Origin of the sequence: Streptococcus mitis (assembly GCF_008763935.1) — a bacterium.
Lineage (GTDB): Bacteria > Bacillota > Bacilli > Lactobacillales > Streptococcaceae > Streptococcus > Streptococcus mitis_DB.
In genome coordinates this window covers 387129-413750 of record NZ_VTQF01000002.1, presented here as the reverse complement: position 1 = coordinate 413750, position 26622 = coordinate 387129, and the positions used below count along the sequence as shown (strand labels likewise).

The following is a 26622-nucleotide window of genomic DNA, read 5'->3' as shown; positions in this document are numbered from 1 at the left end:
TCTAAAATTCTGTAAAGAGTAGTTGGATTTCAGGAGTAATGGAAATCCAGTCATCACGGTGAATCAAGATACCCTTGGCTTTTTGAGAACGCAACATATCCTCCAAAGCAGATGCTCCAAATTGCACGCGTCCTTTTCCAAGTGATTTTCCACTTTCCTTGTCACATACTGTCACGATATCACCGTAAGAAAAGGCTCCTTCTGCGTCAACAATACCAGATAAAAGAAGACTCTTTCCATGTTGGGAGAGAGCTTCTGCAGCCCCTCTATCGACCCAAATAGAACCTTGACTCTGAGCATAAAAGGCCAGCCATTGTTTCTGGGTACGAAGTCCCTTCTCTTGAGCAACAAAGTAGGAACCATCCTTGGTCTCCTCAGCTGCCTCAATCATGGCATCTGACTTCAAGGATGAGCAGATATAAACAGGAACTCCTGATTCTGTCGCGATAGTTGCAGCTTTGATTTTGGTTAACATGCCCCCAGTTCCGTTTGAAGAACCTGCTCCACCGGCCATATCAATAATCTCACGATTGATGGTCTCAATTCTCTCCAAGCGTTTGGCTGTTGGATCTGAATTAGGATTTCCTGTATAGAGACCGTCTACATCTGTCAAGAGGACCAAAAGGTCTGCTTGGACCATGGCCGCTACCTGGGCACTTAGAGTGTCATTGTCCCCGACCTTGAGCTCATCAATGACGACACTGTCATTCTCGTTGATGATAGGAATCGCTCCACGGCTAAGTAGAACCGACAAAGCCTGATGGGCATTTTTATAACGGCGCTTATCCACAAAGTCATCCTGGGTCAGCAAAATTTGTGCAGAAACGATTTGGCGCAAGAGAAGATTGGTCGTGTATTCTTCCAACAAAAGCCCTTGCCCTACCGCTGCTGAAGCCTGTTTATCAGCAATCTTAGTCGGACGCTTTTTAAATCCTAAGGCTCCAAAACCGGCAGCAATGGCTCCCGACGACACCAAAATCAACTCATGACCCGCCTCGTGCAACATAGCCAACTGCTGGGTAATAGCCTTTACCTTACTACGTGATAAACTTCCATCCTCATTTGTCAGAGAAGAAGTCCCCACCTTAAAGACGATCCGTTTGTATTTCATAGTCTCACTCCGATTCTTCATATTTATCCATTATAACATGAATAGCATAAAATAGAAAAGAGTTGATAGGAAAAAGAAGGCCCTAAAACCTTCTTTTTTACTACTGTTCTGATTCCGATTTATTTGTACTCGTCTCAGAGCTTTGTGAAGTTGAAGAAGTCAAATCTTGACTAGTTGAAGCGCTTGTAACACCTTCATTCTGTCTAATTTCTTTACTTTCAAGATCTTTTTTCACTACTTCTTTGGATTCTTTTATTTCTGAATGACTTGTGACTTTAGTTGTAACAGATTTCTCGACCGGAACATCCACTAACCAGGCACCACTTGAATCAACAGTATAGCCTTCTGGTGTCTTACCGTTCACAAGCAATTGACCATTTTCTTTCAAGAAGTACCATTTATCCTTGTTTTTAATCCAACCAACAGCTCGTGAACCATCTTCCTTGTAGAAATACCAAGCATTTGCCTTTTTAAGCCAACCTTGCTTCATAGCTCCTGAATCTTCTAGATAGTAATGATGACCAGCAACTTCTATCTCGCCTGTCTTCATGATACCAGTAGAATCCATATAGTACCAGGTTTCTTTATCTTTTACCCAACCCGTTTTCATTTCTCCTGATTGAGCAAAGTAATACCATTGCCCCTTATATTGAAGCCAACCTGTCTTCATAGAGCCATCGTTTGATAAATAATAGTTCTGACTTCCAGTATTTACCCAACCAATTTCCATCTGATTTTCTTTGTTGAAATAATACCAGATTCCATCAATTTTCTTCCAATTTTTAGCAGAAGCACCAGAGTCTGTCAAATAGAACCAATGATTGTTCCATTTTTTCCATTGATTCTGTAACAAGATACCCGTTTGGTTAAAGTAATACCATTCACCTTCGATTTCATTCCAACCTACTGCATACTCTCCTGTAGAATCAGGTGCTTGATACCACCAATTCCCATATGCACTCTTATGCCAACCATCTTGAAAACTTGGAATCGGCTTGTAGGAAGTTGAAATGTTTACTAAACCATCTTGTCGAATATCAAAAACTGTTGCATCATAGTCTTTGCTGGCTGCGTTGATTCTCTCAATTCCTCGTTCTTTGAGCCAATTAACATACTCACTATCAACACCATTTTTCCAAGGTAAACTATCCGAGGTTTGAACAATCAAACTCGGACTCAAATGTTTAATGAAATCCTTGGTGTTTGATTTATTGGTATCACGGTGATGGTTAAACTTCATCAAATCAACTTTTCCAATGAGAGGACCATACTTGTCTTCTGCTCCATGAACATTATCTAAGTCGCCCCCAAGGTAAATTTTCTTACCATTGACTTTCACCACGCTAATCAAGGAATTGGAATTGTCATCCCAAATTTTCTTTAATTCACCTGATGAATCAGTTTCATTTTCATAGTTATAGAGTTGAATATCCATGTCTCCAAACTGAAAATGAGCATCCCCTTGTGTGATATTTTGAATAACTGAAACACCTTTTTCAGCGGCAGTCTGTAAAACCTTATCATAGCCATACAGATTATCCCATAGACGTTCAGAATTAGTAATACGATTATCACTATATTTTTTAAGATAGACTCGGTCAACTGGGTAGGTAGAAAGTAATTCATCAACATTTCCAATATGATCACTGTGGGTATGGGTCACTAAAATAAAATCAAGTTTTTGGACACCCAATTCCTTCAAACGACGAAAGACACGGTCTGTCAGAACATGCTTATAAGACGTTTCAATTCCTTCTCTCCATGGGTAACGAGAATCACTTCCATCTGGGAAATCATAATCTTCTCCTGTATCCACCATGGCAAAATGTCCATTACTTTCAAGAATGATTGCATCACTGCCACCTTCTTGAACATTGATAAAGTGGATTTTATTTCCTGAACTTTCTTGAGCTTGAACATTTCCATACCATGACAAACCTAAAAAAGCGCCTGCAAGTGCTAAACTAGTTAATTTCTTTTTCATTCTTACTTTCTCAATCTCTCCAATGTTTTCTTAAAAATCTCTGGGATATCTGCTGTAAATTCCAAGGTCTCACCTGTTCTCGGATGAGTAAAACCTAGAGTCTTGGCATGAAGAAATTGTCCATGTCCTTTCAAAGTCTTGCGAGGACCATAGACTTCATCACCAGCGACTGGATGGCCGATATAAGCCATGTGAACACGGATTTGATGAGTGCGCCCTGTCTCCAGTTGCAACTCCACTAAGCTATAATCACCAAAGCGTTCCAAAACGTGGAAATGGGTCACTGCAGGCTTCCCTTTAGCAGTCACAGCCTGTTTCTTACGGTCTTTTTCACTACGGCCAATCGGCGCTTCAATCACACCACGATCATTAGGCAAATTTCCATGAACAATCGCCCAATATTTGCGGAGAGACTTTTTATCCTTAAGTTCTTGGGCAAGTGCTAGATGCGCCTCATCGTTTTTAGCAATCATGAGAAGACCTGACGTATCCTTATCAATACGGTGAACAATTCCTGGACGCAGAACCCCATTGATACCCGACAAGTCCTTAATATGATACATAAGGGCATTTACCAGAGTTCCACTAGTATGACCAGCACTCGGATGCACAACCATCCCCTGAGGTTTGTTAACGACGGCCACATCCTCATCTTGGTAGATGATTTCTAGCGGAAGATTCTCAGCTACATACTCTAAAACCTCTGGTTCTGGCAGATGGTAAGTGACGACATCGCCTTCTTGAACTGTGTATTTAGCTTTCTTGACTTGCCCATTGACCAAGACCTGTCCTGATTTGATTTTTTCATTCGCGAGACTGCGTGATAATTCTGTCAAATCCGACAAAGCCTTATCCAAACGCAGGCCACCAGTTTCAATTTTAATTTCCATTTATTTCCTCTTTTAGCATTGCAATTAATAAAATAATCACTCCAACAGTCAAATAGCTATCTGCAACATTGAAAATTGCAAAATTGATAAAGTCCAAGTGAAACATATCCACAACAAAGCCCTGACTTACCCTGTCAATAAAGTTTCCAAGACCACCTGCGATAATCAAGGTCAAACCCAAGACCATCCAGAATGAGTCCTCCATGTGTTTATGTAGATACCAAATGGCACCTACCACGACAACCAGGGTAATGACAGCGAATAACAACTGCTGATCTTGTAAGATAGAAAAGGCTGCACCTCGATTTTGCAGGTAGGTCAAACTAACGAAATTGGGAATCCAAGAGCGTACTTCACCCAGTGGAATCTGCTGGACGATATAGGATTTTACCAACTGATCAAGCCCAATCAAAAGTAGTACAATGACTGCCACTATTCCTCTTTTTTTCATGATTTCCTCTTCTGATTAAAATATTCTTGCATGACTTCTACAAAGAGAGTCCCAGCTTGACTCAGCTCCACTTCTTCACGTTTAACATAGACCATGCGATTATCTAGGTTATCCTTGAGACGAATGACTGTAATCCCATTGACACTGTCACTATCTAAAAATCCGGAACCTGTTGCATAAGCGTCCGTCCGCTCCAAAATACCATTCAAAGTAGCACGGTCTGTCACATTGAACATCTGCGAGCTCGCACTGGTATCAACAAAGTTCTCTGAATAATAAAGGTACTCATCTTTCTCTTGAGTGAAACGAACCGTTGGTAGATCAGCTAAATCCTCCATAACCAATTCCTCTTTCTGAGCCAAAGGATGCCCCTCGCGGAGATAAATGTGGGTATGGAAGGAAATCAATTCAATGACCTCCAGACCTAGCTTTTCAACCCGTTGCATAATACCTTTTTTATTTTGATTGTTGAGGTAGATAATCCCAATCTCACTATGCCCTTGCGCTACTTCATCTAAAATTTGAACAGTAGTTGATTCAAAAATACGAAAGTTCTTATAATCAGGATAGCGCTCTGAAAAGGCCGTAATGGTTGGTGGCAAGAAGTCATAGTGCTGACTAGCAATGGAAAATTCATCCTTTTCTTCCTCAGGATTGGCATACTGATTTTGAAAAATATCAAATCCTTTAACCAATTCTTGCGCTTTTTCATAAAATTCCATACCACGACGAGTCAAGAAAGTCCCTGAGCTGGTCCGACGGAAAATCTTAAAGCCCAACTCTTTTTCCAAATCACGAACAGAAATAGACAGACTCGGCTGACTAACATACATCTTTTCAGCAGCTTCACGAAAAGTACCGCTATTCGCAATAGCCACAACATAGCGTAATTGTTGAATGTTCATCTTCTACCCCCAACTTCTTTATCTTTTCATTATACCATATTTTAGAAGTTTTCCAAAAAGGAAAAAAGTCTGGAAATTTTCAAGTCTAAGCGAATACTCTAATACCCCAATACAAGAATTAGAATGATATCTTTTTTCAGTCCTCATTTTATTTCAAACAAATAAAAACAGCAAATCTTGTTGATTTACCGTTTATAATATGATGCAAATTCAATTCCCATAATATGGGTAGCAAAATGAGTATCAAACCAAAAAAAGAGGCTCTCCGAAAACTCGGAAAGCCTTATTTAATGCTACTTCTAGCTTCCTCGCCTTTAGATTTCAAGGCTCGGAATAAAAAGGTTCACTGGACCTTTTTATTTTGCGATTGGGTAAACAGAAACTTGTTTTTTATCGCGTCCTTTACGTTCAAAGCGTACTACGCCTTCAACTTTAGCGAACAAAGTATCGTCTCCACCACGTCCAACGTTCACACCTGGGTAAATGTGTGTACCACGTTGACGGTAAAGGATTGATCCACCTGTTACTGTTTGTCCGTCAGCTGCTTTAGCTCCAAGACGTTTTGCTTGTGAATCACGTCCGTTTGATGTAGAACCTCCACCTTTTTTGTGGGCGAAAAGTTGCAAGTTGTTAAGAGTCATTTTTAACATAATGTTTTCCTCCGTGTTAGTTTTCTGTGATAACTCTGGTTTGGACGAACTCAGAAGAGTTCTCCGATAAGTTTGCCATACCTAAGAAAAATGATTCAAAGAATAACTGGGTCATTTCTCTCTGGTGTGAAGGAAGATCTTTTGGAATTTCAACCATCAGATAGCCACCTTCATCTTCGTTTAATTCTAGGATTGGTTCATAGCCTGCAAATTTCTCAATAGAATTGATAAAGTTAATGGCAAGCGTAGAAACCGATGCACACACGACATCTAAGCCGTATTCGCCACTCTCGGCGTGTCCAGTAATTTCCGCACTCCTCAGCTCGCCATCTTCGGCTCTCTCAAAGACTGCCTGTATCATGTGTTCTCCTTAAAATTAAGCGTTGATTGCGTTGATGACAACTTTTGTATATGGTTGACGGTGACCTTGTTTACGGTGGCTACCTTTTTTAGGTTTGTACTTGTAAGTAACAACTTTCTTTTGTTTTCCTTGTTTTTCAACAGTTCCAACTACAGTAGCTCCAGCAACAAGTGGAGTTCCGACAACAGTGTTTTCACCACCAACAAGAACAACTTCGTTAAAAGTCACTTCTTGACCAGCTTCAACGTTCAATTTTTCAACGTAAACTGCTTGACCAACTTCAACTTTAACTTGTTTTCCGCCAGTTTTGATAATTGCGTATGTGCTCATTATGCACCTCCTATGATTTTTATGGGTTTCCCCGATTTTTTTGTGAAGACTCGCCTAGCATCGTGGGACAAACCACTTAAACTTGAATAGTCAAGCAACGATGTTCGTGCGGTTGCACAGGATCGTGCATAGTCAACTCTTCAAGTATAGCATATCTCCTATTTTCTTACAAGTAATAACACCTAAAATGAAGCTTTTTCTTTTACTTTTTTCTGCCAAGAGGCAAAAAGCATGCTGAGGTAAAAAATACTCATCATAATAGGAACACCAAGAATGGTCTTTTCATGATAGAAAATCGTCAAATAGGCTGAAAAGACAACGCCAAGGACAAAACTACTAAGCAGGCTAACAAATATGAATCCTTCACGCAAAAAAGGTGTGTGCTTGGTTCGGAAATAATCTCCAAAAGCCAGCATGGTCCGTTTGATATTCCCTGTCATAAAAGCGTTATTATAGGCAATACCCGACACTTCTCCAAAAGCAGTCGTCACCAATCCCATACAGAAGGCCAAGGGCGGTACTAGATAGATATTATCTACAGTCTGCGGTACAAAACCAATAATGATTGATAAGATTGCTAAAGGAAGCAATGACAAAATTGGCTTTTTCACAATTCTCAATTTTTCCTTATAAACAGTTAATAAAAAGACCCCCATCATAAAAGCTAGCAATGTGAGAACCTTGTCCCTAACATCTGAAACATTATTTTGAATTAATTCTACTGAAAGAAAGACGACATTCCCAGTTTGTCCAGCTACAAGAGTATTCCCTCGCACAATAAAAGTATAGGCATCTACATATCCTGCACAAAAAGTCAAAAAAAGCGCTAGCCTCTTAGACTGACGTGATATTTTTCTTATAGGTAATAACCTCATTTTCCCTCCCATTTCATTTACTCATCTCATTATTGTACCACTTTCTTTGGAAAAGACCTAGTAGCTTATTTGAAATTTTTTCCCCTCTGTTGGATAGTCCCGTCTATCTATGTTATAATGAAAGAAGGATTTGAAATTGGAAAAGGAGTAACTATGCTTAAATTAGGTGTCATCGGAACAGGGGCTATCAGCCACCACTTCATAGAAGCAGCCCATACCAGCGGAGAATACCAGCTGGTCGCAGTCTATTCTAGAAAACTAGAAACTGCGGCAACCTTTGCTTCTCGCTATCAGGATATCCAACTCTTTGATCAATTAGAGGACTTCTTCAAGAGCTCTTTTGATGTAGTCTATATTGCCAGTCCAAACTCCTTACATTTTGCTCAGGCACAATCTGCCTTGTCTGCTGGTAAACATGTTATTCTTGAAAAGCCAGCTGTCACTCAGCCACAAGAATGGCTGGATTTGATTCATATAGCTGAGAAAAATAATTGTTTTATCTTTGAAGCAGCTCGTAATTATCATGAAAAAGCTTTCACTACTATTAAAAACTTTTTAGCAGACAAGCAAATCTTAGGAGCTGATTTCAATTATGCCAAATACTCTTCCAAGATGCCGGACTTGTTGGCTGGTCAGACACCAAATGTCTTTTCAGACCGTTTTGCCGGTGGGTCCCTTATGGACTTGGGGATTTATCCCCTCTACGCTACCGTTCGTCTCTTTGGAAAAGCTAAGGATGCAACCTATCAGGCTCAACAGCTTAACAATAGCATTGACCTAAATGGTGATGGTATCCTCTTCTACCCAGACTTTCAAGTTCATATCAAGGCCGGGAAAAACATCACTTCCAATCTCCCTTGCGAGATTTATACGACAGATGGAACCCTGACGCTCAACTCAATTGAGCATGTTCGCTCGGCTATTTTTACCGACCATCAAGGCAATCAAGTCCAACTCCCTATCCAACAGGCTCCTCATACGATGACTGAGGAAGTTGCTGCATTTGCACACATGATCCAGCAACCAGATCTGAATCTCTACCAAACTTGGCTGGAAGATGCAAGTTCAGTTCATGAGCTACTATATACTATGCGCCAGACTGCTGGCATTAGATTTGAGGCAGAAAAATGAAAAACAAACTACCGACTGAATGGCAAGAACTGAGTGACCAACTCGGTTTCCAAGAATTCACTCCCATTCAAACCCAACTATTTGAGCCCCTTCTTGCTGGAGAAAACCTCCTAGGAGTGAGCCCAACAGGAACTGGTAAGACCCTAGCTTACCTTCTACCAAGTCTTCTCAGACTACAAAAGAAAAAAGCCCAACAACTCTTGATTCTAGCACCAAATACTGAGCTTGCTGGACAGATTTTTGATGTATGTAAAACGTGGGCTGAAGCTATCGGCTTAACTGCCCAACTCTTCTTATCAGGTTCGAGTCAGAAACGCCAGATTGAACGCCTAAAAAAAGGACCAGAAATTCTAATTGGAACCCCTGGCCGTATCTTTGAACTAATTAAATTGAAAAAAATCAAGATGATGAATGTGGAAACCATCATCCTGGATGAATTCGACCAATTGCTAGATGATTCTCAGATTCGCTTTGTCGAGAAAATCACTCACTACGCACCGCGTGACCACCAACTCGTCTACATGAGTGCGACGACCAAGTTTGACCAAGAAAAGATTGCTCCTAACACACGTACCATTGATCTTTCTGACCAAAAATTGGACAACATCCAACACTTCTACATGCAGGTAGATCAACGTCACCGAGTGGATATGCTACGAAAACTGGCTCATGTAGAAGATTTCCGCGGTCTGGTCTTTTTTAACAGCCTATCAGACCTTGGAAGTGCAGAGGAAAAATTACAGTATCGTGATATCCTAGCTGTTTCTCTAGCTAGTGATGTCAACGTCAAGTTCAGAAAAGTCATTTTAGAGAAATTCAAGGACAAGCAACTAACTCTGCTTCTTGCAACTGACCTTCTGGCACGTGGAATTGATATCGATAGCCTAGAATGTGTCGTAAACTTTGATGTTCCTAGAGATATTGAAACCTACACTCACCGTGCTGGCCGTACTGGCCGTATGGGCAAGGAAGGTTATGTTATCACTCTCGTCACTCATCAAGAAGAACTTAAAAAACTTAAGAAGTTTGCAAGTGTACGAGAAATTGTCCTAAAAAATCAAGAACTCTATGTAAAATAAAGCCCTCATTGAGGCTGGGCAAAAAGTCTTTAAAATCAAAAACGCATAATATCAGGTATTGAACCTTGATATTATGCGTTTTATTGTGGGAAATTTTACTTCATTTTCTCCTAAAATTGAGTTTTTATCTAGCCTCTTTTTTGTAAAACTACATAAGATTCGTAGTAAAAAAACTCTCCAACTATTTTATTATACCATATAAATTAATAAATAAATAGACTTGTTTTTTTATTTTTTTGACGTATACTAATAATAGAAAACGCTTAAAATTAAATAAAAGGAGATTTTATGAGGAAAGTAAATAAGGACATTTTATTCTTAACCGGAATCATAGTTTTATGTTTTGGTTTTTTATTATTTCACATCAACCCCTATTATGCTGGACCCGATGAGACACTGAAAGGAAGAATAAATTTATTCTTTTGGCAGCTATATTGGAGACCTATAGGAACTCTCAGTATCCTTTCGGGTTGCATTATGACTTTCAAAGGATTGAAAAAATAATCTTTTGATCATGAAGAATAGACATTTTTTTATGATTAAATTGAAATTATTGTTTTTCTCTGTTCTATCAAATCTATTTTTCTTAATCACAACATCTACGGTTTTTGCTGATGTCTATCCTTGCACAAATTATGAAATTGTATCTAATCGTGTTGTAAAAGATATCAACACAGGAGAGTTATTGTCATTTTATACGACTGAACTTAGAGACGCCTATTTAGAGTCTAAATCTACGTATCAGACTCGTTCTAATGCAACTGGTGTTGCAGACTATAGAACTAGCTCCTCTCACTCTTATAAGAGCAGCGCTACATCAGGATTTCTAAGTTCAACTGCTTATGGTGGAAAAGCTGGAGCTACCCTAACTTTAAGTGCAGCTGTTAGCTTTTCTGCTCCTGAGTCTGGATTTTGACTTAGTTTAAATCACTCAGTATCCCATAACGTACCACCCTACACTTATGGTTACATCAGGCTAAAAGCATCTTACATAGTAAATGTTCGTAAACTAGAAGTTAGATACTTAGGAACTAACAAATGGGTTCCAGCTGGTGAAACCTCTACTATATCGAATGTTAGTGTTTGGAGCGAACTAGTCACTTGAAAATAACTTATTAGATGGATCTGGACTTTATCAGGTCTATCTTTTTATTTTTTTAAAAAAAGAACCTTGCAAAGCAAGATTCTTTTAGTGTCTGACTTAAATAATTGTTCTTCTGGGAACTAAATCGAATTAAGCTTCGATTTCTGTAACCATACCTGAACCAACAGTACGTCCACCCTCACGGATAGAGAATGTAGTACCTTGTTCTACGGCGATTGGGTGGATCAACTCAACGTCGATTGTCACGTTATCACCAGGCATTACCATTTCAGTACCTGCTGGAAGTTCGATTGAACCTGTAACGTCAGTAGTACGGAAGTAGAATTGTGGACGGTAGTTGTTGAAGAATGGAGTGTGACGTCCACCTTCTTCTTTAGTAAGGATGTAAACTTCACCTTTGAATTTAGTGTGTGGGTTGATTGAACCTGGTTTAGCGATAACTTGTCCACGTTCGATTTCGTCACGTTGAACACCACGAAGAAGTACACCTACGTTATCTCCGGCAAGACCTTCGTCAAGTTGTTTACGGAACATTTCAACACCAGTAACAACTGCTTTTTGAGTTTCTTCTTTGATACCAACGATTTCGATTTCGTCGTTGACTTTAACGATACCACGGTCGATACGTCCTGAAGCAACTGTACCACGTCCAGTGATTGAGAATACGTCTTCGACTGGAAGAAGCAATGGTTTGTCAGTGTCACGTTCTGGTTCTGGGATGTACTCATCAACTGTGTTCATCAATTCCATAACGATGTCTTCGTATTTAGTGTCACCTTCAAGGGCTTTAAGAGCTGAACCTTGGATAACTGGAAGATCATCACCTGGGAAGTCGTATTCTGACAATAGGTCACGGATTTCCATTTCAACCAATTCAAGCAATTCTTCGTCGTCAACCAAGTCAACTTTGTTCATGAAGACGATAAGGTGTTTAACACCAACCTGACGTGAAAGAAGGATGTGCTCACGAGTTTGTGGCATTGGTCCGTCAGTTGAAGCTACTACAAGGATAGCTCCGTCCATTTGAGCGGCACCAGTGATCATGTTTTTAACGTAGTCCGCGTGTCCTGGAGCGTCGATGTGAGCGTAGTGACGTTTTTCAGTTTCGTACTCAACGTGCGCAGTGTTGATTGTGATACCACGTTCGCGTTCTTCTGGAGCAGCATCGATAGACGCATAGTCTTTAGGTTGGTTAACAGCTGAAGGCAAGCGACGTGCCAAAACAGTTGTGATAGCTGCTGTCAAAGTAGTTTTACCGTGGTCAACGTGTCCGATAGTACCAATGTTAACGTGTGGTTTACTACGATCGTATTTTTCTTTTGCCATTTGAGTAAAAGCCTCCAATAAAATATATTTTATAGATAGACAGTAGGCAATACAGTCTAACTTTCCTTACTATTTTATCAAATTTCAGCTAAATTGCAAGTGTTTTACAAAGTTTTTGTGAATTATTCTTAATCTGCTAATCTAAACGGTAATTCTACTCCTATCACTTCTTTAATGAAAAAGAAAAATCAGGAATTTCCTGACTTTTACTTAGCTAATTCTCTTTCTCGTTCTTTCATTATTTTATGATTTTCATACAAGCGTGATAAAAACTTAGAAATTTCTTTTAAGATAGAATAGGTTGGTACTGCGACAATCATACCAATGACACCATAGATATTACTTGATAACAAAAGTAATACTAAAATCGTAATTGGATGAACCTTCATCACACCACCAACGATTCGAGGGTAAAGAATATTTCCATCCACTTGTTGAATAATCAGCATATAAACAACTGCAATCAGCATTCTATGAGGATCAGTAAAGACATTAGCGATAATCATCGGAATCAAACCAATACTTGGGCCTACATAAGGAATGAGATTGGCTAATCCTGAAAAGATAGCGAAGACCAAAGCGTATTTCAAACCGATTACGCTATATCCGATAAAGGCCAAACAACCAATAATAATCGCATCAATAGCAACTCCACTAATATATCGAGCAATTGTAGTATTCAAATTTTTTAAAAGACCTGTAATATGCAACTTGTCTCGCTTTAAAACAGTACGTTCAAGCATCGGCAAGAACTTGTGACCATCTAACAAAAAATAAATTAAAAATACAGGGGTCATGATAATAATCAAAACAGTACTAAAGAGCGCAGATAGGACACTTCCAACACTATTCGTTACACTATTTAGGATATTCTGTAGAATATCTACATAGGAGAGATTTAACTGTTGAATCGTCGCTTGAATATCTAAATTTTGAAAGGCTGGATAAGTAGATAAATCCACAATCAAATCTTGCAAACGACTATGACTTGTTGCAATCAAACTTGTCAGCTGATTAATCAAAATCGGTAAGAGATAGACTACCCCAATAACTAGCCCCCAAACCAAGGCGCACAAGGTTAGTAGAATACCAATGATACGGTTAATTTTGAAATACTTTTGTAAAAAATTTACAATAGGATTGGTCAAATAATATAAAAAGCCACCTAAAAGAAAGGGAATCATTATAGTGTTTGCAACGCTTACAAAAGGTGTAATAATCGCTCCCATCTCTCTCCATAAATAAAAGATAATGGTTAATAGTAAAATCTCACTGGTCCAAAAAAATAATTTATTCTTACGAAACATGAGGTACCTCCATTCATCTATTTTACCACACTTTCAAAAAAGCTTCTTTCTTATATCATGAAACTGGGAATATTTTTTTCTTTATGATAGAATAAACTTACTATGAAAAAAATAATTTTAACTCTCCTAAGCCTTTCCGTTATTGGGGCAGCATCTACTGTTGATGCTCAAGATTTTAATATTGCTGCTAAACATGCAATTGCTGTTGAGGCGAATACTGGTAAAATTCTCTATGAGAAAGATGCAACCCAACCAGTTGAAATCGCTTCAATCACAAAATTGATTACGGTCTATCTTGTCTATGAAGCCTTGGAAAACGGCAGTATTACACTATCAACTCCGGTAGATATTTCTGATTATCCTTACAGATTAACGACAAATTCCGAAGCAAGTAATGTTCCTATGGAAGCTCGTAATTATACCGTCGAACAACTACTTGAAGCAACCCTAGTATCTAGTGCTAACAGTGCAGCTATTGCCCTAGCTGAGAAAATTGCTGGCTCAGAAAAGGACTTTGTTGATATGATGCGAGCAAAACTCTTGGAATGGGGAATTCAGGATGCTACTGTTGTCAATACAACTGGTCTGAACAATGAGACTCTTGGGGATAACATTTACCCAGGCTCTAAAAAAGATGATGAAAACAAGCTCAGTGCTTATGATGTTGCTATCGTTGCTCGTAACCTCATCAAAAAGTACCCACAAGTCTTGGAAATCACCAAAAAACCGTCTTCTACTTTTGCTGGAATGACAATCACTTCTACTAACTATATGTTAGAAGGCATGCCTGCTCATCGAGGTGGTTTTGACGGACTCAAGACAGGAACAACAGACAAAGCTGGTGAATCTTTTGTGGGTACTACTGTCGAAAAAGGGATGAGGGTTATCACAGTTGTTTTAAATGCAGAGCATCAAGATAATAATCCTTACGCTCGTTTTACAGCTACATCTTCACTAATGGATTATATTTCTTCTACATTCACACTTCGCAAAATCGTTCAAAAAGGGGATGCCTACCAAGATAGCAAAGCTCCTGTACAAGATGGAAAAGAAGATACGGTCACTGCCGTTGCCAAAGATGATATCTCTTTAATTGAACGTGTTGGAAGTCAATCTTCCCAATCTGTTCAATTCACACCTGATTCTAAAGCAATCCCAGCACCACTTGAAGCCGGAACAGTGGTTGGACATTTGACTTATGAAGACAATGATTTGATTGGTCAAGGTTACATTACCACAGAACGCCCTAGTTTCGAAATGGTAGCAGAAAAGAAAGTTGAAAAAGCTTTCTTCTTAAAAGTTTGGTGGAATCAGTTTATCCGATTTATCAACGAAAAATTCTAACAAAAAATCGCGATTTAAACCGCGATTTTTTGTTAGAAGTTCATCTTCAAAGTTCTTGGTTTTGGGTAAATCTAAAATCAAGTTTTACCCAACTGATCCTTCCATTTCGTAGCTAATCAAGCGGTTCAGCTCAACAGCATACTCCATTGGAAGCTCTTTTGTAAAGGGTTCTACAAATCCCATAACAATCATCTCAGTTGCCTCAGATTCTGACAATCCACGGCTCATGAGGTAATAGAGCTGTTCTTCTGAAATCTTAGAAACCTTGGCTTCGTGTTCCAAAGCTACTTGCGAATTATGAATTTCATTAAATGGAATAGTATCTGATGCTGATAAGTCATCCATGATAATGGTATCACACTCAATGTGAGAAACAGATTTCTTAGAGTTCTTGTTAAAGGTTACTTGTCCACGGTAGTCAACCTTTCCTCCGCCTTTAGCGATGGATTTAGATACGATAGAAGAGCTGGTATGTGGTGCGTTATGAATCATCTTAGCTCCTGTGTCTTGATGTTGCCCTGCATTGGCAAAGGCAATAGAGAGCATTGTACCACGCGCTCCTTCTCCATCAAGATAAACAGATGGATATTTCATGGTTGTTTTGGCACCCAAGTTTCCATCAATCCACTCAACAGTGGCATCCTTTTGAGCCTTAGCACGCTTTGTTACCAAGTTATAGACATTATCAGACCAGTTTTGGATGGTTGTATAGCGCATGTAAGCTCCATCCAAGGCAAAAATTTCTACGATGGCAGCGTGCAAACTGTTACTTGAATAAGTAGGCGCAGTACAGCCCTCTACGTAGTGGACACTTGCTCCCTCATCAACGATAATCAAGGTACGTTCAAATTGACCTGTATTTTCATTGTTGATACGGAAATAAGTTTGAAGCGGAATGTCTACCTTGACCCCTTTCGGTACGTAGATAAAGGTTCCACCTGACCACACTGCTGAGTTAAGAGCTGCCAACTTGTTATCAGTCGGCGGTACCAGCTTGGCAAAGTATTGTTTAAACAAGTCTGGGTATTCCTTGAGGGCAGAATCTGTATCTGTAAAGATAATACCCAATTTTTGGAACTCTTCCTTCATGTTATGGTAAACTACTTCTGACTCATACTGGGCAGAGGCACCTGCTAGATAGGCACGCTCAGCTTCCGGAATCCCAATACGTTCAAAGGTTTCTTTGATTTTTTCAGGAACTTCATCCCAAGAACGGGCAGGTTTATCAGAAGGTTTTTGGTAGTAGATCAAGTCATCAAAGTCAATCTCTGACAAGTCTGCTCCCCAGGTTTGCATGGGCATTTTTTTGAAGGTTTCATAAGACTTCAAACGGAATTCTAACATCCACTCAGGTTCTCCCTTTGCAGCTGATAATTCACGAATGACATCTTCATTCAATCCTTTTCCTGTCGATAGGACAGGCTCTACATCATCATGGAAACCAAATTTATATTCACCAAGGTCAATTGGTTTTGGTTCTACTCTTTCTTCAGCCATAATATCCTTTCTTTCATTCTTCATTTCTACTGATTCATAAGACAAAAGAAACTTGTCTTACTGATTTTCTTGATTTTCAATTGTTTTCTTCAGGGCATTCCAGGCTAGAGTTGCACACTTGATTCTTTGAGGGAATTTGGCAACACCTGACAAGAAGGCTGCGTCACCAAGTTGGTCTTGGCGTCCATCTTTTTGCCCTTGAACCATTTCTGAAAAAATAGTCGCAAGTTCTAAAATTTCTTGTTTGGTTTTTCCTAAAACTGCGTCCGTCATCATACTAGCAGAGGCAGTTGAGATGGTACAGCCTGAGTTTAGAAAAGCGATATCCTCCAAGCGATCCTCTGCATCAAACTTGACAGAGAGATTGATGACATCACCACAGGTTGGATTGTTGAGACTGATTTGTTCAGCGTCTTCTAACTTCCCTTGGTGATGTGGATTTTTCGAATGGTCCGCTACCACTGCCATATAAAGGCTATCTAGTTTAGAAAGTGCCATTGAAAAACTCCTTTGTCTTTTGTAAGGCATCGACTAGCTTGTCGCAATCTGCCTTGGTATTGTAGATATAAAAACTTGCGCGAGCTGTTGCTGGGACATCCAAATACTGAAGCAAGGGTTGCGCACAATGGTGACCTGCTCGAACAGCCACTCCTTCATAATCCAAAGCAGTCGCAAGGTCGTGAGGATGAAGGTCGCCTAGATTAAAGGCAATAACACCTGAACGTTGAGCCAAGTCCTGTGAACCATAAATGGTCAGTCCTTCAATCGCCTGCAGTTTTGGAAAGACGTATGAGATTAATTCCTGTTCATGAGCTTCAATCGCATCCATACCAATCTTTTCAAGATAATCTATTGCAGTAGCTAGTCCGATAGCACCTGCCATGTTAGGAGTTCCAGCCTCGAATTTCCAAGGCAATTCCTTCCAACTAGCAGATTGCTCATAGACGAAATCAATCATCTCACCACCGAATTCAACTGGTGACATTTGTTCTAGATACTTTTCTTTGCCGTAAAGAACACCGATTCCAGTCGGACCAGCCATCTTGTGACCTGAAAAGGCAAAGAAGTCCACATCCAAGTCCTGAACATCAATCTTCATATGAGGCGTAGATTGAGCACCATCCACCACCATAATGGCTCCAACTTGATGAGCTAATTGAGTAATTTCTTTGATTGGATTGACCACACCCAGAACATTTGAGGCGTGAGCAAGGGAGACAAACTTGACTCTATCAGTCAATTTAGCTCGCAAATCATCCATATCCAGAGCTCCATTCTTAAGATAGACATAGACAAGCTCAGCTCCAGTCTTGCGGCAGGCTTCCTGCCAAGGAATGATGTTGGAATGGTGTTCCATGACTGAAATCAAGACCTGGTCTCCCTCAGCCAAGACTTCCTCTGCAAAGCGCGCCACCCAGTTCAGACTGGTTGTCGTTCCTCTGGTAAAGAGAACTTCCTTTGTAGACCCTGCATTGATAAACATACGAATGGTTTCACGAGCCGCCTCATAAGAAGCTGTTGCTCGCTCAGCCAAGGTATGAACCCCACGGTGAACATTGGCATTGTCGAGCTCATAGTAGCGGTTAATCGTCTCCAGAACTGCTAGTGGTTTTTGTGTCGTCGCAGCATTGTCCAAATAAACCAATGGTTCATCATTAACAATCTGGTCTAAAATTGGAAAATCCTTGCGAATCACTTCTACATCTAACATAGGCTACCCCTTAGCGTTTTGACAATTTTTCTTCGATAGTTGCAATCATTTCATCACGAACTTCCTTGACTGGAATCTCAACGATAACGGAGCCAAGGAAACCACGGACAACCAAGCGTTCTGCAGTTGCCTTATCCAAACCACGGCTCATGAGGTAATACATATCCTCTGGATCTACCTGACCGATAGAAGCCGCGTGTCCTGCAGTTACGTCATTTTCATCAATCAAAAGAATTGGATTGGCATCTGAACGCGCTTGGTCTGAAAGCATAAGAACACGGCTTTCTTGTTGCGCATCTGCTCCCTTGGCACCCTTGATAATGTGGCCAATACCATTGAAGGTCAAGGTTGCTTTTTCAAGAATAACCCCATGTTGTAGGATATTTCCGATTGAGTTGCAACCATAGTTAGTTACTCGGGTATCAATCCCTTGTACCTGACGGCCACTTGAAAGAGCTACAACTTTAAGGTCAGCATGGCTACCATTTCCAATCAGGTCACTATCAAAGTCAGCAACGACGTTTCCTTCGTTCATGACACCAATCGCCCAGTCAATGCTTGCATCGTTGCCTAATTTACCACGACGGCTAATGTAGGCAGTGACGTTTTCACCTAGACGATCAATAGCTGCAAATTTCACTTGCGCACCAGAATGTGCAATTACTTCTACTGTGATATTAGCAGTTGCTTTGGCACTCCCCTCACCGCGAGATTCCAAACGTTCCAAATAACTAATCTTAGAATTTTTACCAGCGATAATCATAATATGCTTGTTAAACGGCACATCGCTATCGCTGTCTTGATAGAAAATTCCTTCGATTGGTTCAGCAATTTCCACGTTATCAGGAATATAGAGAACAGCACCACTATTGAAATAAGCTGTATGGTAGGCTGCCAACTTGTCATCGTCATACTTAACAGATGACATGAAGAATTCTTCGATCAGCTCTGGAATTTCTTCTAAAGCTGAATGGAAATCTGTGAAGACAACACCTTGTTCAGCTAACTCAACTGGAGTTTGCTCAAAAACAGTTTGAGTTCCTACTTGCACCAACTTCAAGTGATTATCTAGTGCAGTGAAATCTGGAACATTTGCTGATGGCTCACTTTCTGTAATCGTTCCATCACCCAGATTCCAACGGTGGAATTTGACACGCTCAATAACTGGTAATTCCAAAGTCTCAATCTTGTCAAAAGCTTTTTGACGGAGATCAGCCAACCAGCTTGGTTCAGCGTGCATTTCTGAAAAAAGTTTAATATTTTCTTTAGTCATTTACTTCTCCTAAAAGACACGAGGGAATTACAATTCTTCCTTGTAGTCGTAGCCAAGTTCTTCAGCTAGTTTTGCGTATCCTTCACGTTCCAAACGCGCAGCCAATTCTGGACCACCAGAAAGGACAACACGACCTTCCATCATCACGTGTACCACGTCTGGTGTGATATAGTTCAAAAGACGTTGGTAGTGAGTGATAATCATAGCACCAAAGCCTTCACCACGCATAGCATTAACACCTTTAGAAACAACTTTAAGGGCATCAATATCAAGACCAGAGTCAATCTCATCCAAAAGGGCAAATGTTGGTTCCAACATCAAAAGTTGAAGAATTTCATTACGTTTTTTCTCACCACCAGAGAAGCCTTCGTTGAGGTAACGCTCAGCCATTTCTTCTTTCATATTAAGCAATTCCATTTTTTCATCTAGCTTAGTGATGAACTCGCGAACTGAAATCTTCTCATCATCTTCTTTACCAGCATTCATGGCTGCACGAAGAAACTCAGCGTTAGTAATACCAGGAATTTCTGATGGGTATTGCATAGCAAGGAAAAGTCCCATACGCGCACGCTCGTCAACTTCCAATTCAAGGATGTTTACGCCGTCAAACAAGACTTCACCTTTGGTAACCTCATAGTTTGGATTTCCCATGATAGCGGCTGAAAGAGTTGATTTACCAGTACCATTTGGCCCCATGATAGCAGCGATTTCTCCTGTTTTCAGGGTCAGGTTAACCCCTTTTAAAATTTCTTTTCCTTCAATCTCAACGTGAAGATCTTTAATCTCTAATACTGACATGATAGTTCCTTTCTTTTTCAAGGCCTTTACAGTACTTACTAGAAACATACTTGATTTCCCTAGAAAATACGGTAAAAGGTCAATAAATATACTTTTATAGTATAACAAAAAAAAGCCTAAAAGGCTTTGATTTTGTCTAGAAGCTGAAGACTAGTCTTTTCCTTTTAAATGCTGGTCAATGACATCTACAATCTTGCCCATCAAGTAACTTACTCGGAAATTTCTAAAGAGCAAAATGGCCCAAAAGGCTGCCATAATATAACGACCAGTCATCCAAGCTTCATTGAAAAAATAGGTCTCAGCAGCTGTAAACAGCGCGATGATAATAAATTGTTGTCTATTCATAAACTTATTGTATCATGAAATCTTTCTTTAGTCTTCCTCTACCTTCACTTTATCAGCCAAAAATTCAAATCCTTCTGGAATCAGACTTTCTTCTGCTTCTTTTTCAGTTTGAGAAGATTTGGCTTTGGCTGAAAAGGCTGCGCGAACTTCTTTCCATTCCTCCATGGAAATAGCTAAAATCTCAGGTGAAAAACCTGCTGCCTGACTGAGTATATTTCCAAACATGGTGTTGAGATTGTCTCGTTTCATGGTTTGACCAGCATTGAAGTTAGATTCAAAAGCAAGAATAGCATGGTGTTCATTGGCCGCAACCGGTTGAGAACCAACTAGCAGAGCCTTATCAGGACCTCCAAGACTTTCAATCACCTCTCCCCAGGCATTCTGTAGACGAATCAGATTTTGACGTGCTAAATCAGGATTTTCAACGGCCTCTTGTAAGATCGATTGAACTTTATTGCGATCCACACGATAGACTGTTTTGCCTGCTGTTGGACGACTAGGAGCTGGATTTGTTGGCTTAGCTACAGTTCCTACATTTGCTAGTTCTTGCTTAAGACGCGCAACTTCCTGTCTCAACGCAGCAATTTCATGTTCAACTGCCCCAGAAAGAGCTGGTTCAGGCTTAATCTCTGCCAAGCGGATAGTCATCATCTCAGCATAAATCTTGGGCTGCAAACTAGACTTAATATCTGCTAAACTAACTGTCGCCAAGCGAATCATTTCAAACAAATTTTCTTGAGGAAGAGCTAAATTCTCAACAAAGACTGGACTATGATGAGTATTTTCTCCACCTGTTTGAACAATTAATAAATCTCTTAAATAGTGCAAAAGGTCGGTCACAAAACGAGTCATGCTCTTACCATTGTCAAAGAGAAGATTTAAACACGCTAGGGACTTTGGAACATCCTGTTGAGACAAGGCAGACACATAATCATCCAAGGCTGATAGACTAATGGTACCAGTAATTTCTTCAGAGATGGCAGTCGTCAACTCGTTTCCCTGTGTCAAACTCAGGGCTTGATCCAAAATAGACAAGGCATCTCGCATTCCACCTTCAGCCCGTCTGGCAATGATTTCCACAGCCTCTGGTTCAGAACTGATATTTTCTTTTTCTAAGATATAGCGGATATGTTCCTTAATATCCTGTGTCTTAATCGATTTAAATTCAAAACGTTGCACACGGGATAAAATAGTGGCAGGAATCTTGTGCAATTCAGTAGTTGCCAAAATAAAGACCACATTCTGTGTTGGCTCTTCCAGCGTCTTTAGGAGGGCATTAAAAGCTCCTGTAGACAGCATGTGAACCTCATCTATGATGTAAACCTTATAACGGGCAAGACTAGGAGCGTAGGTAGATTTATCACGAATTTCGCGAATTTCATCCACCCCATTATTAGAGGCCGCATCCATTTCAATGACATCTTCTAAACTACCATCTGTCACTGCTTGACAAATATAGCAGTTATTACAAGGTTCACCACCCACTTGATTTGGACAGTTCATAGCTTTGGCAAAAATCTTGGCTACACTGGTTTTTCCCGTTCCACGTGGACCAGAAAAAAGATAGGCATGACTTATTTTCTCTTGCTCTACTGCTTGTTTAAGGGTCTTAGCCACAACTTCCTGTCCAACCAACTGGGAGAAGTTTTGACTTCTATATTTTCGATAAAGTGCTTGATACATTAGGCTTTCTCCTCAAACATTGTAAAGTCCCATTCTGTCATTTCAAGCAAAATAGCGACAAATTGTTCCAAATAATCTCGATCCATAGCATCATAATCATCAACCTTTGAAGAATCCAGATCCAGAACTCCAAGTAGTTGACCATTCTTTATCATTGGGACAACAATTTCACTTTTAGCTCGACTATCACAAGAAATATAGTTGGGATAAGTTGTTACATCACCAACCAGAACAGTTTCCTGAAAGTAGGCTGCCTCCCCACAAACACCTTTGCCTAGTGCAATACGGATGCAGGAAACGCCTCCTTGGAAGGGACCTAAAACCAATTCCTTTCCATCGAATAAATAAAAGCCTGCAAATACAGTATTAGGAAAGTGCGATTTTAAAAGAGCACTGGCGTTGGAAAGATTAGCCAAAACATTGTTTTCGCCTTCCAATAAAAAAGAGAGCTCCTCATTTAACATTTGATAACGTGATTTTTTTTCTGATTCTAACATAGGACTATTATATCAAAAAAGGCTTACAGACAAAAGAAAAATCCCTTGTTTAGTAAACAAAGGATTTTGTGAATTTTCAATTTGATTAAAGTTCGATATCACCGAACAAGTCAGCCATTGAGAATCCTGTTTGTGTTTCTGGAAGTTCGAAATCACGTTTTTCTTGACGTTTTGGACGACGTGGACGAGCAGCACGTTTTTCTTCTTTTTGTCCTTCTTCTTGAGCTGGACGCTCTTCAAGAGCTTTGATAGAAAGTGATACGCGCTCTGCATCTGCGTTAACTTCAAGAACTTTAACTTGAACTTCTTGACCAACTTTAAGAGCTTCTTTTGGATTTTCAATACGTTTGTGTGAAATTTGTGATACGTGAACAAGTCCATCGATACCTGGCAATACTTCAACAAATGCACCGAAGTCAGTCAAACGTTTAACTGTTCCTTCTACTACATCACCTTTAGCCAATTTTTGCTCAACGCCATCCCATGGTCCAGGTGTTGTTGCTTTAAGTGAAAGTGATACACGTCCTTCTTCTTCGTTAAGATCAAGGATTTTCACTTCAATTTCTTCACCAACAGTTACAACTGATTTTGGTGATACATTACGTTCATGTGACAATTCAGTCAAGTGAACCAATCCGTCAACACCACCAAGGTCGATGAAAGCACCGAAGCTTGTGATACGTGCAACTTTACCAGTTACTACATCACCAACAGCCAATTTACCGAATACTTCAGCGCGAGCTGCTGCTGTAGCTGCTTCAACAACTTCACGACGTGAAAGGATGAAGCGGTTTTCTTTAGCATCAACTTCTTTGATTTTAGCATCAAATTCTTGACCTACAAAACGCTCAGTGTTACGTACGAAACGAGTATCCAACATTGAAGCTGGGATAAATCCACGAACACCTTCAAATTCTACTGAAAGTCCACCTTTAACGGCACGAGTTCCTTTAACAGTAACAACTTCTTCTTCGCGACCAACAAGTTTGTCCCATGCTTTGCGAGCTTCAAGGCGTTTTTTAGATACAAGGTATGTAACTGTATCAGTATCTTTACCAACTACTTGACGAAGTACAAGAACATCCAATACTTCTCCTACTTTAACAAAGTCATTGATATCTGCATCGCGATCGTTTGTCAATTCGCGAAGAGTCAAGACACCTTCAACACCAGTTCCAGAGATTGCAACGTTAGCTTGAGTCGCATCAACTGTCAATACTTCAGCACTAACAACATCACCAGTCTCAACTTGGCTAACGCTATTTAGCAAATCTTCAAATTCGTTCATCTAAAAAATCCTCCAACAATCAAGTTTTTCTTAAACTTGACATACTTATAATTTTTTTCCTAAGCACCCGCAAGGACATGTTCATATCGTTCACGTCTTTCAATTATAAAAATAAAATACCCTAAGATATTTTGCTTTTTATCTTGATCATTACCTAAGAACTGGGGTAGCTGGATTCGAACCAACGCATGAGGGAGTCAAAGTCCCTTGCCTTACCGCTTGGCTATACCCCATTGATGAAATGGAGAGAGAGGGATTCGAACCCCCGAACCCGAAGGAGCGGATTTACAGTCCGCCGCGTTTAGCCTCTTCGCTATCTCTCCTACAATCAACATGGACTATTATATCATGAAAATTTCAAAAAAACAAGACTTATTTTGCTAAATTATAATTTTCAATCAAAATTTCCACAGCTTTTTCCAATTTTTTATAAAAACTATCGACATTTCCATTCTTTATGATGGCAAATTGTCCGTCTAATTCGGCAATTTCTCCGATAACTTTTTTACCAATGGTCAAGGTATAACCTTCAAAACTGTCTTTTCCTACATTAACCTTGGCATCTGCTACTTGAATTTCAATTTTTTTATCTTTCTTACTCATTTCATACCTCTCTTCACTTTTTCTATTTTACAAGAAAATCCTAAAACTAGCAAGAAAAAACTCTATATCATTCCAAGTCTGATATAGAGTTTTCTGCTTTATTTAATGTGTTTTTCTAGTTCTTTTTGGTACTTACCGTTTGATTCCAATTTTTCTTTTTGCCATTTTTTCAGTGCTTCTTCATATTCTTTTGTTGTAACGATATCTTTTTGCAATTTCATTCCTTTAAAGATATATGGGTCACCTTTAATACCAACTTGTGAGTATGGTTTTGAGAATGGTACGACATTACTTACAACTGGAGAACCACCAGATGAGGCTGTTGGCATCAATAATGAACTATCTGTCAACCAAGCTTGAGCCTTGGCATATTTTTCATAGCGTTCTTCAAGATTTGTAGTTTCTGAATCTGCATCATCCAATAATTTCTTATATTGGTCCAAACCAAGTTTAGCTACAACATCCTTATCTTTCCCTTTAGTAATACCAAGGTGTTTCATAGCAGAACCTGATTTAGGATCCATGATATTCAAGTAAGATGCTGGGTCTTGATAGCTTGGAGCCCATCCTGTACTGTTCAAATCATAATCTTTTTGAGAAGGAACACGCGCTTGAGAAGTGATTGTTTCCTTTTCATTATCTGTCATTTGAAGAACGTCGATGACAACATTTTCAGCACCAAGAGTTGATTCGATTGACTGTTTGAAAGAGTTGCTTTGTTGAACGGCGATGGTATCTGTTTGTTCAACTGGGACATCCAAATGAATTGGGAATGTTACCCCTTTAGATTCCAAGTCTTTCTTAGCTTTTTCAAATGCTGCTTTAGCCTTGTCAGGGTTGTAGATAGAATCCTTACCGTCAACTAGCTCAACACCTTTCCATTGGTCACCATAGTTCACCAACTCTGCTTGAGCGATTTGACCAAAGTTTTTACCACCTGCTTGTACAAAGTTGTCAGGAACGAGGCTGTTACGAATAATCTTGTCCGCACCGTCTTCACCATTTAGCTGGGCAGCATAAGAATGGCGGTTGAAGGCAAAGTTGATAGCCTGACGGAAGTCCTTATTAAGCATAGCTTCTTTTGTAGAAGTCTTTTGTTCTTCACTTGTTTTCGCAGTTTTATTGTATGACTGACGATTTACGTTAAAGGTGAAGTAATAACTACTTGAGTCCTGTGGGCTATAAGTTATTTTATCTCCGTATTGTTCCAAAGTAGAAGCAAAGTTTGAGCTACTTGGGAAGAGACGGGCTGTCGTATAGGCACCAGAAGAGAAACTACGAATCAACGATTCCTGATCAGAACCATCGTAGTAAGTCAATTTGATCTTCTCGATTTTTACCTTTTCTTTATCCCAGTAGTTTGGGTTTTTCTCGTATTCGATCAACGATTTAGACGTCAAGGTCTTCAGGATATAAGGACCATTGTAGAGAATCCCTGCTGGAGTAACTGCTCCATAATCTTTACCTGATGCCTTCAAAAACTCTTCATTTACAGGCAACATCGTCGCTGTGGTGACTTTAGAGTTCCAGAAGCTTTCTGGTTTGTTTAGGGTATATTCAACTGTGTAATCGTCCAAGGCCTTGACACCAACTGTAGAGAAATCATTGGTCTCACCAGTCATGTAGGCATCCAAGCCCTTAATTGAATTTTGGATGAGAGAGACACCGTCTGACTTACCGTCAGCTACGTGTTTCAATCCTGTTACAAAGTCATGGGCTGTTACTTCTGCGTATTCTTCACCTTCTGAAGTGTACCATTTAACTCCTTTACGAAGTTTATAAGTATAAGTCAAACCATCTTTTGAGACAGACCAATCTTCAGCCAAGGAAGGAATAACATTTCCGTATTGGTCATTTTCCATCAATCCATCAACCACGTTCCCGATGACATCTGTTGTAGATGTACGAGTCGCTATACTATAATCCAAAGATGCCGGATCTACTGCATAGACATATGAAAATGTTGTCGGTGCATCTGCTTCTTTGTCAGCTTTTCCACAAGCCACTAAAAGAGCTGTTGTACTCAGGACTACTCCTGCTGTTAAGAGCCACTTTTTCGATTTCATAAAAAATCTCCT

Annotated in this window: 26 protein-coding genes, 2 tRNA genes, 1 pseudogene and 1 other annotated feature; of the genes and pseudogenes, 5 read left to right on the top strand and 24 right to left on the bottom strand. The window is 39.8% G+C overall.

From position 1 onward, the window contains the following. Position 1: 1 nt before the first annotated feature. The 5 genes from proB to F9B91_RS04795 form a co-directional block, all read right to left on the bottom strand. Positions 2-1111 (bottom strand): glutamate 5-kinase, encoded by a 1110-nt coding sequence (proB, locus tag F9B91_RS04815; RefSeq protein ID WP_225306553.1) that lies wholly within the window; start codon positions 1109-1111, stop codon positions 2-4. Between the two features lie 100 nt (positions 1112-1211). Further along, the gene (gene cbpE, locus F9B91_RS04810) at positions 1212-3095 is read right to left on the bottom strand and encodes a phosphorylcholine esterase CbpE (RefSeq protein WP_060628486.1); all 1884 of its coding nucleotides are present in this window, start codon (positions 3093-3095) and stop codon (positions 1212-1214) included. A gap of 2 nt (positions 3096-3097) precedes the next feature. Continuing rightward, positions 3098-3985 (bottom strand): RluA family pseudouridine synthase, encoded by an 888-nt coding sequence (locus tag F9B91_RS04805; protein WP_150922643.1) that lies wholly within the window; start codon positions 3983-3985, stop codon positions 3098-3100. Continuing rightward, positions 3975-4436 carry a signal peptidase II gene (gene lspA / locus F9B91_RS04800; RefSeq protein ID WP_000745686.1) on the bottom strand — a complete coding sequence of 154 codons (462 nt, stop codon included), beginning with the start codon at positions 4434-4436 and terminating at the stop codon, positions 3975-3977. Before lspA ends, F9B91_RS04805 begins: the two co-directional genes overlap by 11 nt. Further along, positions 4433-5341 carry a LysR family transcriptional regulator gene (locus tag F9B91_RS04795; RefSeq protein WP_001025697.1) on the bottom strand — a complete coding sequence of 303 codons (909 nt, stop codon included), beginning with the start codon at positions 5339-5341 and terminating at the stop codon, positions 4433-4435. Before F9B91_RS04795 ends, lspA begins: the two co-directional genes overlap by 4 nt. Here F9B91_RS04795 and F9B91_RS11435 point away from each other — a divergent pair. Next, a pseudogene (locus F9B91_RS11435) lies at positions 5334-5408 on the top strand (AraC family transcriptional regulator); the annotation flags it as partial. The gene F9B91_RS04795 and the pseudogene F9B91_RS11435 overlap by 8 nt on opposite strands. A 289-nt stretch (positions 5409-5697) precedes the next feature. Here F9B91_RS11435 and rpmA read toward each other — a convergent pair. The 4 genes from rpmA to F9B91_RS04775 all read right to left on the bottom strand — a co-directional run bounded on the left by rpmA (position 5698) and on the right by F9B91_RS04775 (position 7569). Continuing rightward, on the bottom strand, positions 5698-5991 hold the full coding sequence (gene rpmA / locus F9B91_RS04790) for a 50S ribosomal protein L27 (RefSeq protein WP_000916509.1): 294 nt from the start codon (positions 5989-5991) through the stop codon (positions 5698-5700). A 16-nt stretch (positions 5992-6007) separates the two neighbouring features. Next, on the bottom strand, positions 6008-6352 hold the full coding sequence (locus F9B91_RS04785; RefSeq protein ID WP_000613699.1) for a ribosomal-processing cysteine protease Prp: 345 nt from the start codon (positions 6350-6352) through the stop codon (positions 6008-6010). 15 nt (positions 6353-6367) lie between these two features. Next, on the bottom strand, positions 6368-6682 hold the full coding sequence (rplU, locus tag F9B91_RS04780) for a 50S ribosomal protein L21 (RefSeq protein WP_000109141.1): 315 nt from the start codon (positions 6680-6682) through the stop codon (positions 6368-6370). Between the two features lie 36 nt (positions 6683-6718). Then, positions 6719-6806: a sequence feature (ribosomal protein L21 leader region), on the bottom strand. A 58-nt stretch (positions 6807-6864) separates the two neighbouring features. Beyond that, a complete protein-coding gene (locus F9B91_RS04775) occupies positions 6865-7569 on the bottom strand; it encodes a YoaK family protein (protein ID WP_023947782.1) in 705 nt (234 codons plus the stop codon). Positions 7570-7710: 141 nt separating this feature from the next. Between F9B91_RS04775 and F9B91_RS04770 the strand changes: the two genes are divergently transcribed. The 3 genes from F9B91_RS04770 (at position 7711) to F9B91_RS04760 (ending at position 10683) form a co-directional block, all read left to right on the top strand. Further along, the gene (locus F9B91_RS04770) at positions 7711-8688 is read left to right on the top strand and encodes a Gfo/Idh/MocA family protein (RefSeq protein ID WP_150922642.1); all 978 of its coding nucleotides are present in this window, start codon (positions 7711-7713) and stop codon (positions 8686-8688) included. Then, entirely contained in the window at positions 8685-9767 is a 1083-nt protein-coding gene (locus F9B91_RS04765) for a DEAD/DEAH box helicase (RefSeq protein WP_084888342.1), read from the top strand. Before F9B91_RS04770 ends, F9B91_RS04765 begins: the two co-directional genes overlap by 4 nt. Before the next feature lie 535 nt (positions 9768-10302). Beyond that, entirely contained in the window at positions 10303-10683 is a 381-nt protein-coding gene (locus tag F9B91_RS04760) for a hypothetical protein (protein ID WP_225306550.1), read from the top strand. A 318-nt stretch (positions 10684-11001) separates the two neighbouring features. Here the strand turns inward: F9B91_RS04760 and tuf are convergent, their stop codons facing one another. Beyond that, entirely contained in the window at positions 11002-12198 is a 1197-nt protein-coding gene (gene tuf / locus F9B91_RS04755; RefSeq protein ID WP_001040721.1) for an elongation factor Tu, read from the bottom strand. 206 nt (positions 12199-12404) lie between these two features. Beyond that, positions 12405-13505 carry an AI-2E family transporter gene (locus F9B91_RS04750; protein WP_150922641.1) on the bottom strand — a complete coding sequence of 367 codons (1101 nt, stop codon included), beginning with the start codon at positions 13503-13505 and terminating at the stop codon, positions 12405-12407. Between the two features lie 102 nt (positions 13506-13607). Here F9B91_RS04750 and pbp3 point away from each other — a divergent pair, with 102 nt between their 5' ends. Next, positions 13608-14849: a D-alanyl-D-alanine carboxypeptidase PBP3 gene (gene pbp3, locus F9B91_RS04745; RefSeq protein WP_150922640.1), complete on the top strand. Its 1242-nt coding sequence runs from the start codon at positions 13608-13610 to the stop codon at positions 14847-14849. Positions 14850-14933: 84 nt separating this feature from the next. Here the strand turns inward: pbp3 and sufB are convergent, their stop codons facing one another. The 13 genes from sufB to F9B91_RS04680 all read right to left on the bottom strand — a co-directional run bounded on the left by sufB (position 14934) and on the right by F9B91_RS04680 (position 26610). Further along, complete coding sequence (gene sufB / locus F9B91_RS04740; RefSeq protein WP_000797054.1) at positions 14934-16346, bottom strand: Fe-S cluster assembly protein SufB; 1413 nt, start codon at positions 16344-16346, stop codon at positions 14934-14936. A 57-nt stretch (positions 16347-16403) separates the two neighbouring features. Next, the gene (gene sufU, locus F9B91_RS04735) at positions 16404-16844 is read right to left on the bottom strand and encodes a Fe-S cluster assembly sulfur transfer protein SufU (protein WP_150922639.1); all 441 of its coding nucleotides are present in this window, start codon (positions 16842-16844) and stop codon (positions 16404-16406) included. After that, positions 16831-18057, bottom strand: a complete 1227-nt coding sequence (locus F9B91_RS04730; RefSeq protein WP_150922638.1) for a cysteine desulfurase — start codon at positions 18055-18057, stop codon at positions 16831-16833. The genes sufU and F9B91_RS04730 overlap by 14 nt, the downstream gene beginning before the upstream one ends. 10 nt (positions 18058-18067) lie before the next feature. Then, the gene (sufD, locus tag F9B91_RS04725) at positions 18068-19330 is read right to left on the bottom strand and encodes a Fe-S cluster assembly protein SufD (protein ID WP_150922637.1); all 1263 of its coding nucleotides are present in this window, start codon (positions 19328-19330) and stop codon (positions 18068-18070) included. 27 nt (positions 19331-19357) lie between these two features. Continuing rightward, complete coding sequence (gene sufC, locus F9B91_RS04720; protein ID WP_000114489.1) at positions 19358-20128, bottom strand: Fe-S cluster assembly ATPase SufC; 771 nt, start codon at positions 20126-20128, stop codon at positions 19358-19360. A 150-nt stretch (positions 20129-20278) separates the two neighbouring features. Next, positions 20279-20473: a DUF3272 domain-containing protein gene (locus F9B91_RS04715; RefSeq protein WP_001081602.1), complete on the bottom strand. Its 195-nt coding sequence runs from the start codon at positions 20471-20473 to the stop codon at positions 20279-20281. A 27-nt stretch (positions 20474-20500) separates the two neighbouring features. Beyond that, complete coding sequence (gene dnaX, locus F9B91_RS04710; protein ID WP_150922636.1) at positions 20501-22156, bottom strand: DNA polymerase III subunit gamma/tau; 1656 nt, start codon at positions 22154-22156, stop codon at positions 20501-20503. Next, positions 22156-22653 carry a GAF domain-containing protein gene (locus F9B91_RS04705; protein ID WP_084930115.1) on the bottom strand — a complete coding sequence of 166 codons (498 nt, stop codon included), beginning with the start codon at positions 22651-22653 and terminating at the stop codon, positions 22156-22158. Before F9B91_RS04705 ends, dnaX begins: the two co-directional genes overlap by 1 nt. 85 nt (positions 22654-22738) lie before the next feature. Beyond that, the gene (rpsA, locus tag F9B91_RS04700) at positions 22739-23941 is read right to left on the bottom strand and encodes a 30S ribosomal protein S1 (RefSeq protein WP_001001631.1); all 1203 of its coding nucleotides are present in this window, start codon (positions 23939-23941) and stop codon (positions 22739-22741) included. Between the two features lie 161 nt (positions 23942-24102). After that, positions 24103-24174: transfer RNA gene (locus F9B91_RS04695), tRNA-Gln, on the bottom strand. Between the two features lie 9 nt (positions 24175-24183). Continuing rightward, positions 24184-24264, bottom strand: a tRNA-Tyr gene (locus F9B91_RS04690). A 49-nt stretch (positions 24265-24313) separates the two neighbouring features. Further along, complete coding sequence (locus tag F9B91_RS04685) at positions 24314-24544, bottom strand: DUF2969 domain-containing protein (RefSeq protein WP_000037113.1); 231 nt, start codon at positions 24542-24544, stop codon at positions 24314-24316. Between the two features lie 98 nt (positions 24545-24642). Beyond that, entirely contained in the window at positions 24643-26610 is a 1968-nt protein-coding gene (locus F9B91_RS04680) for a peptide ABC transporter substrate-binding protein (protein WP_000837408.1), read from the bottom strand. Positions 26611-26622: the final 12 nt, after the last annotated feature.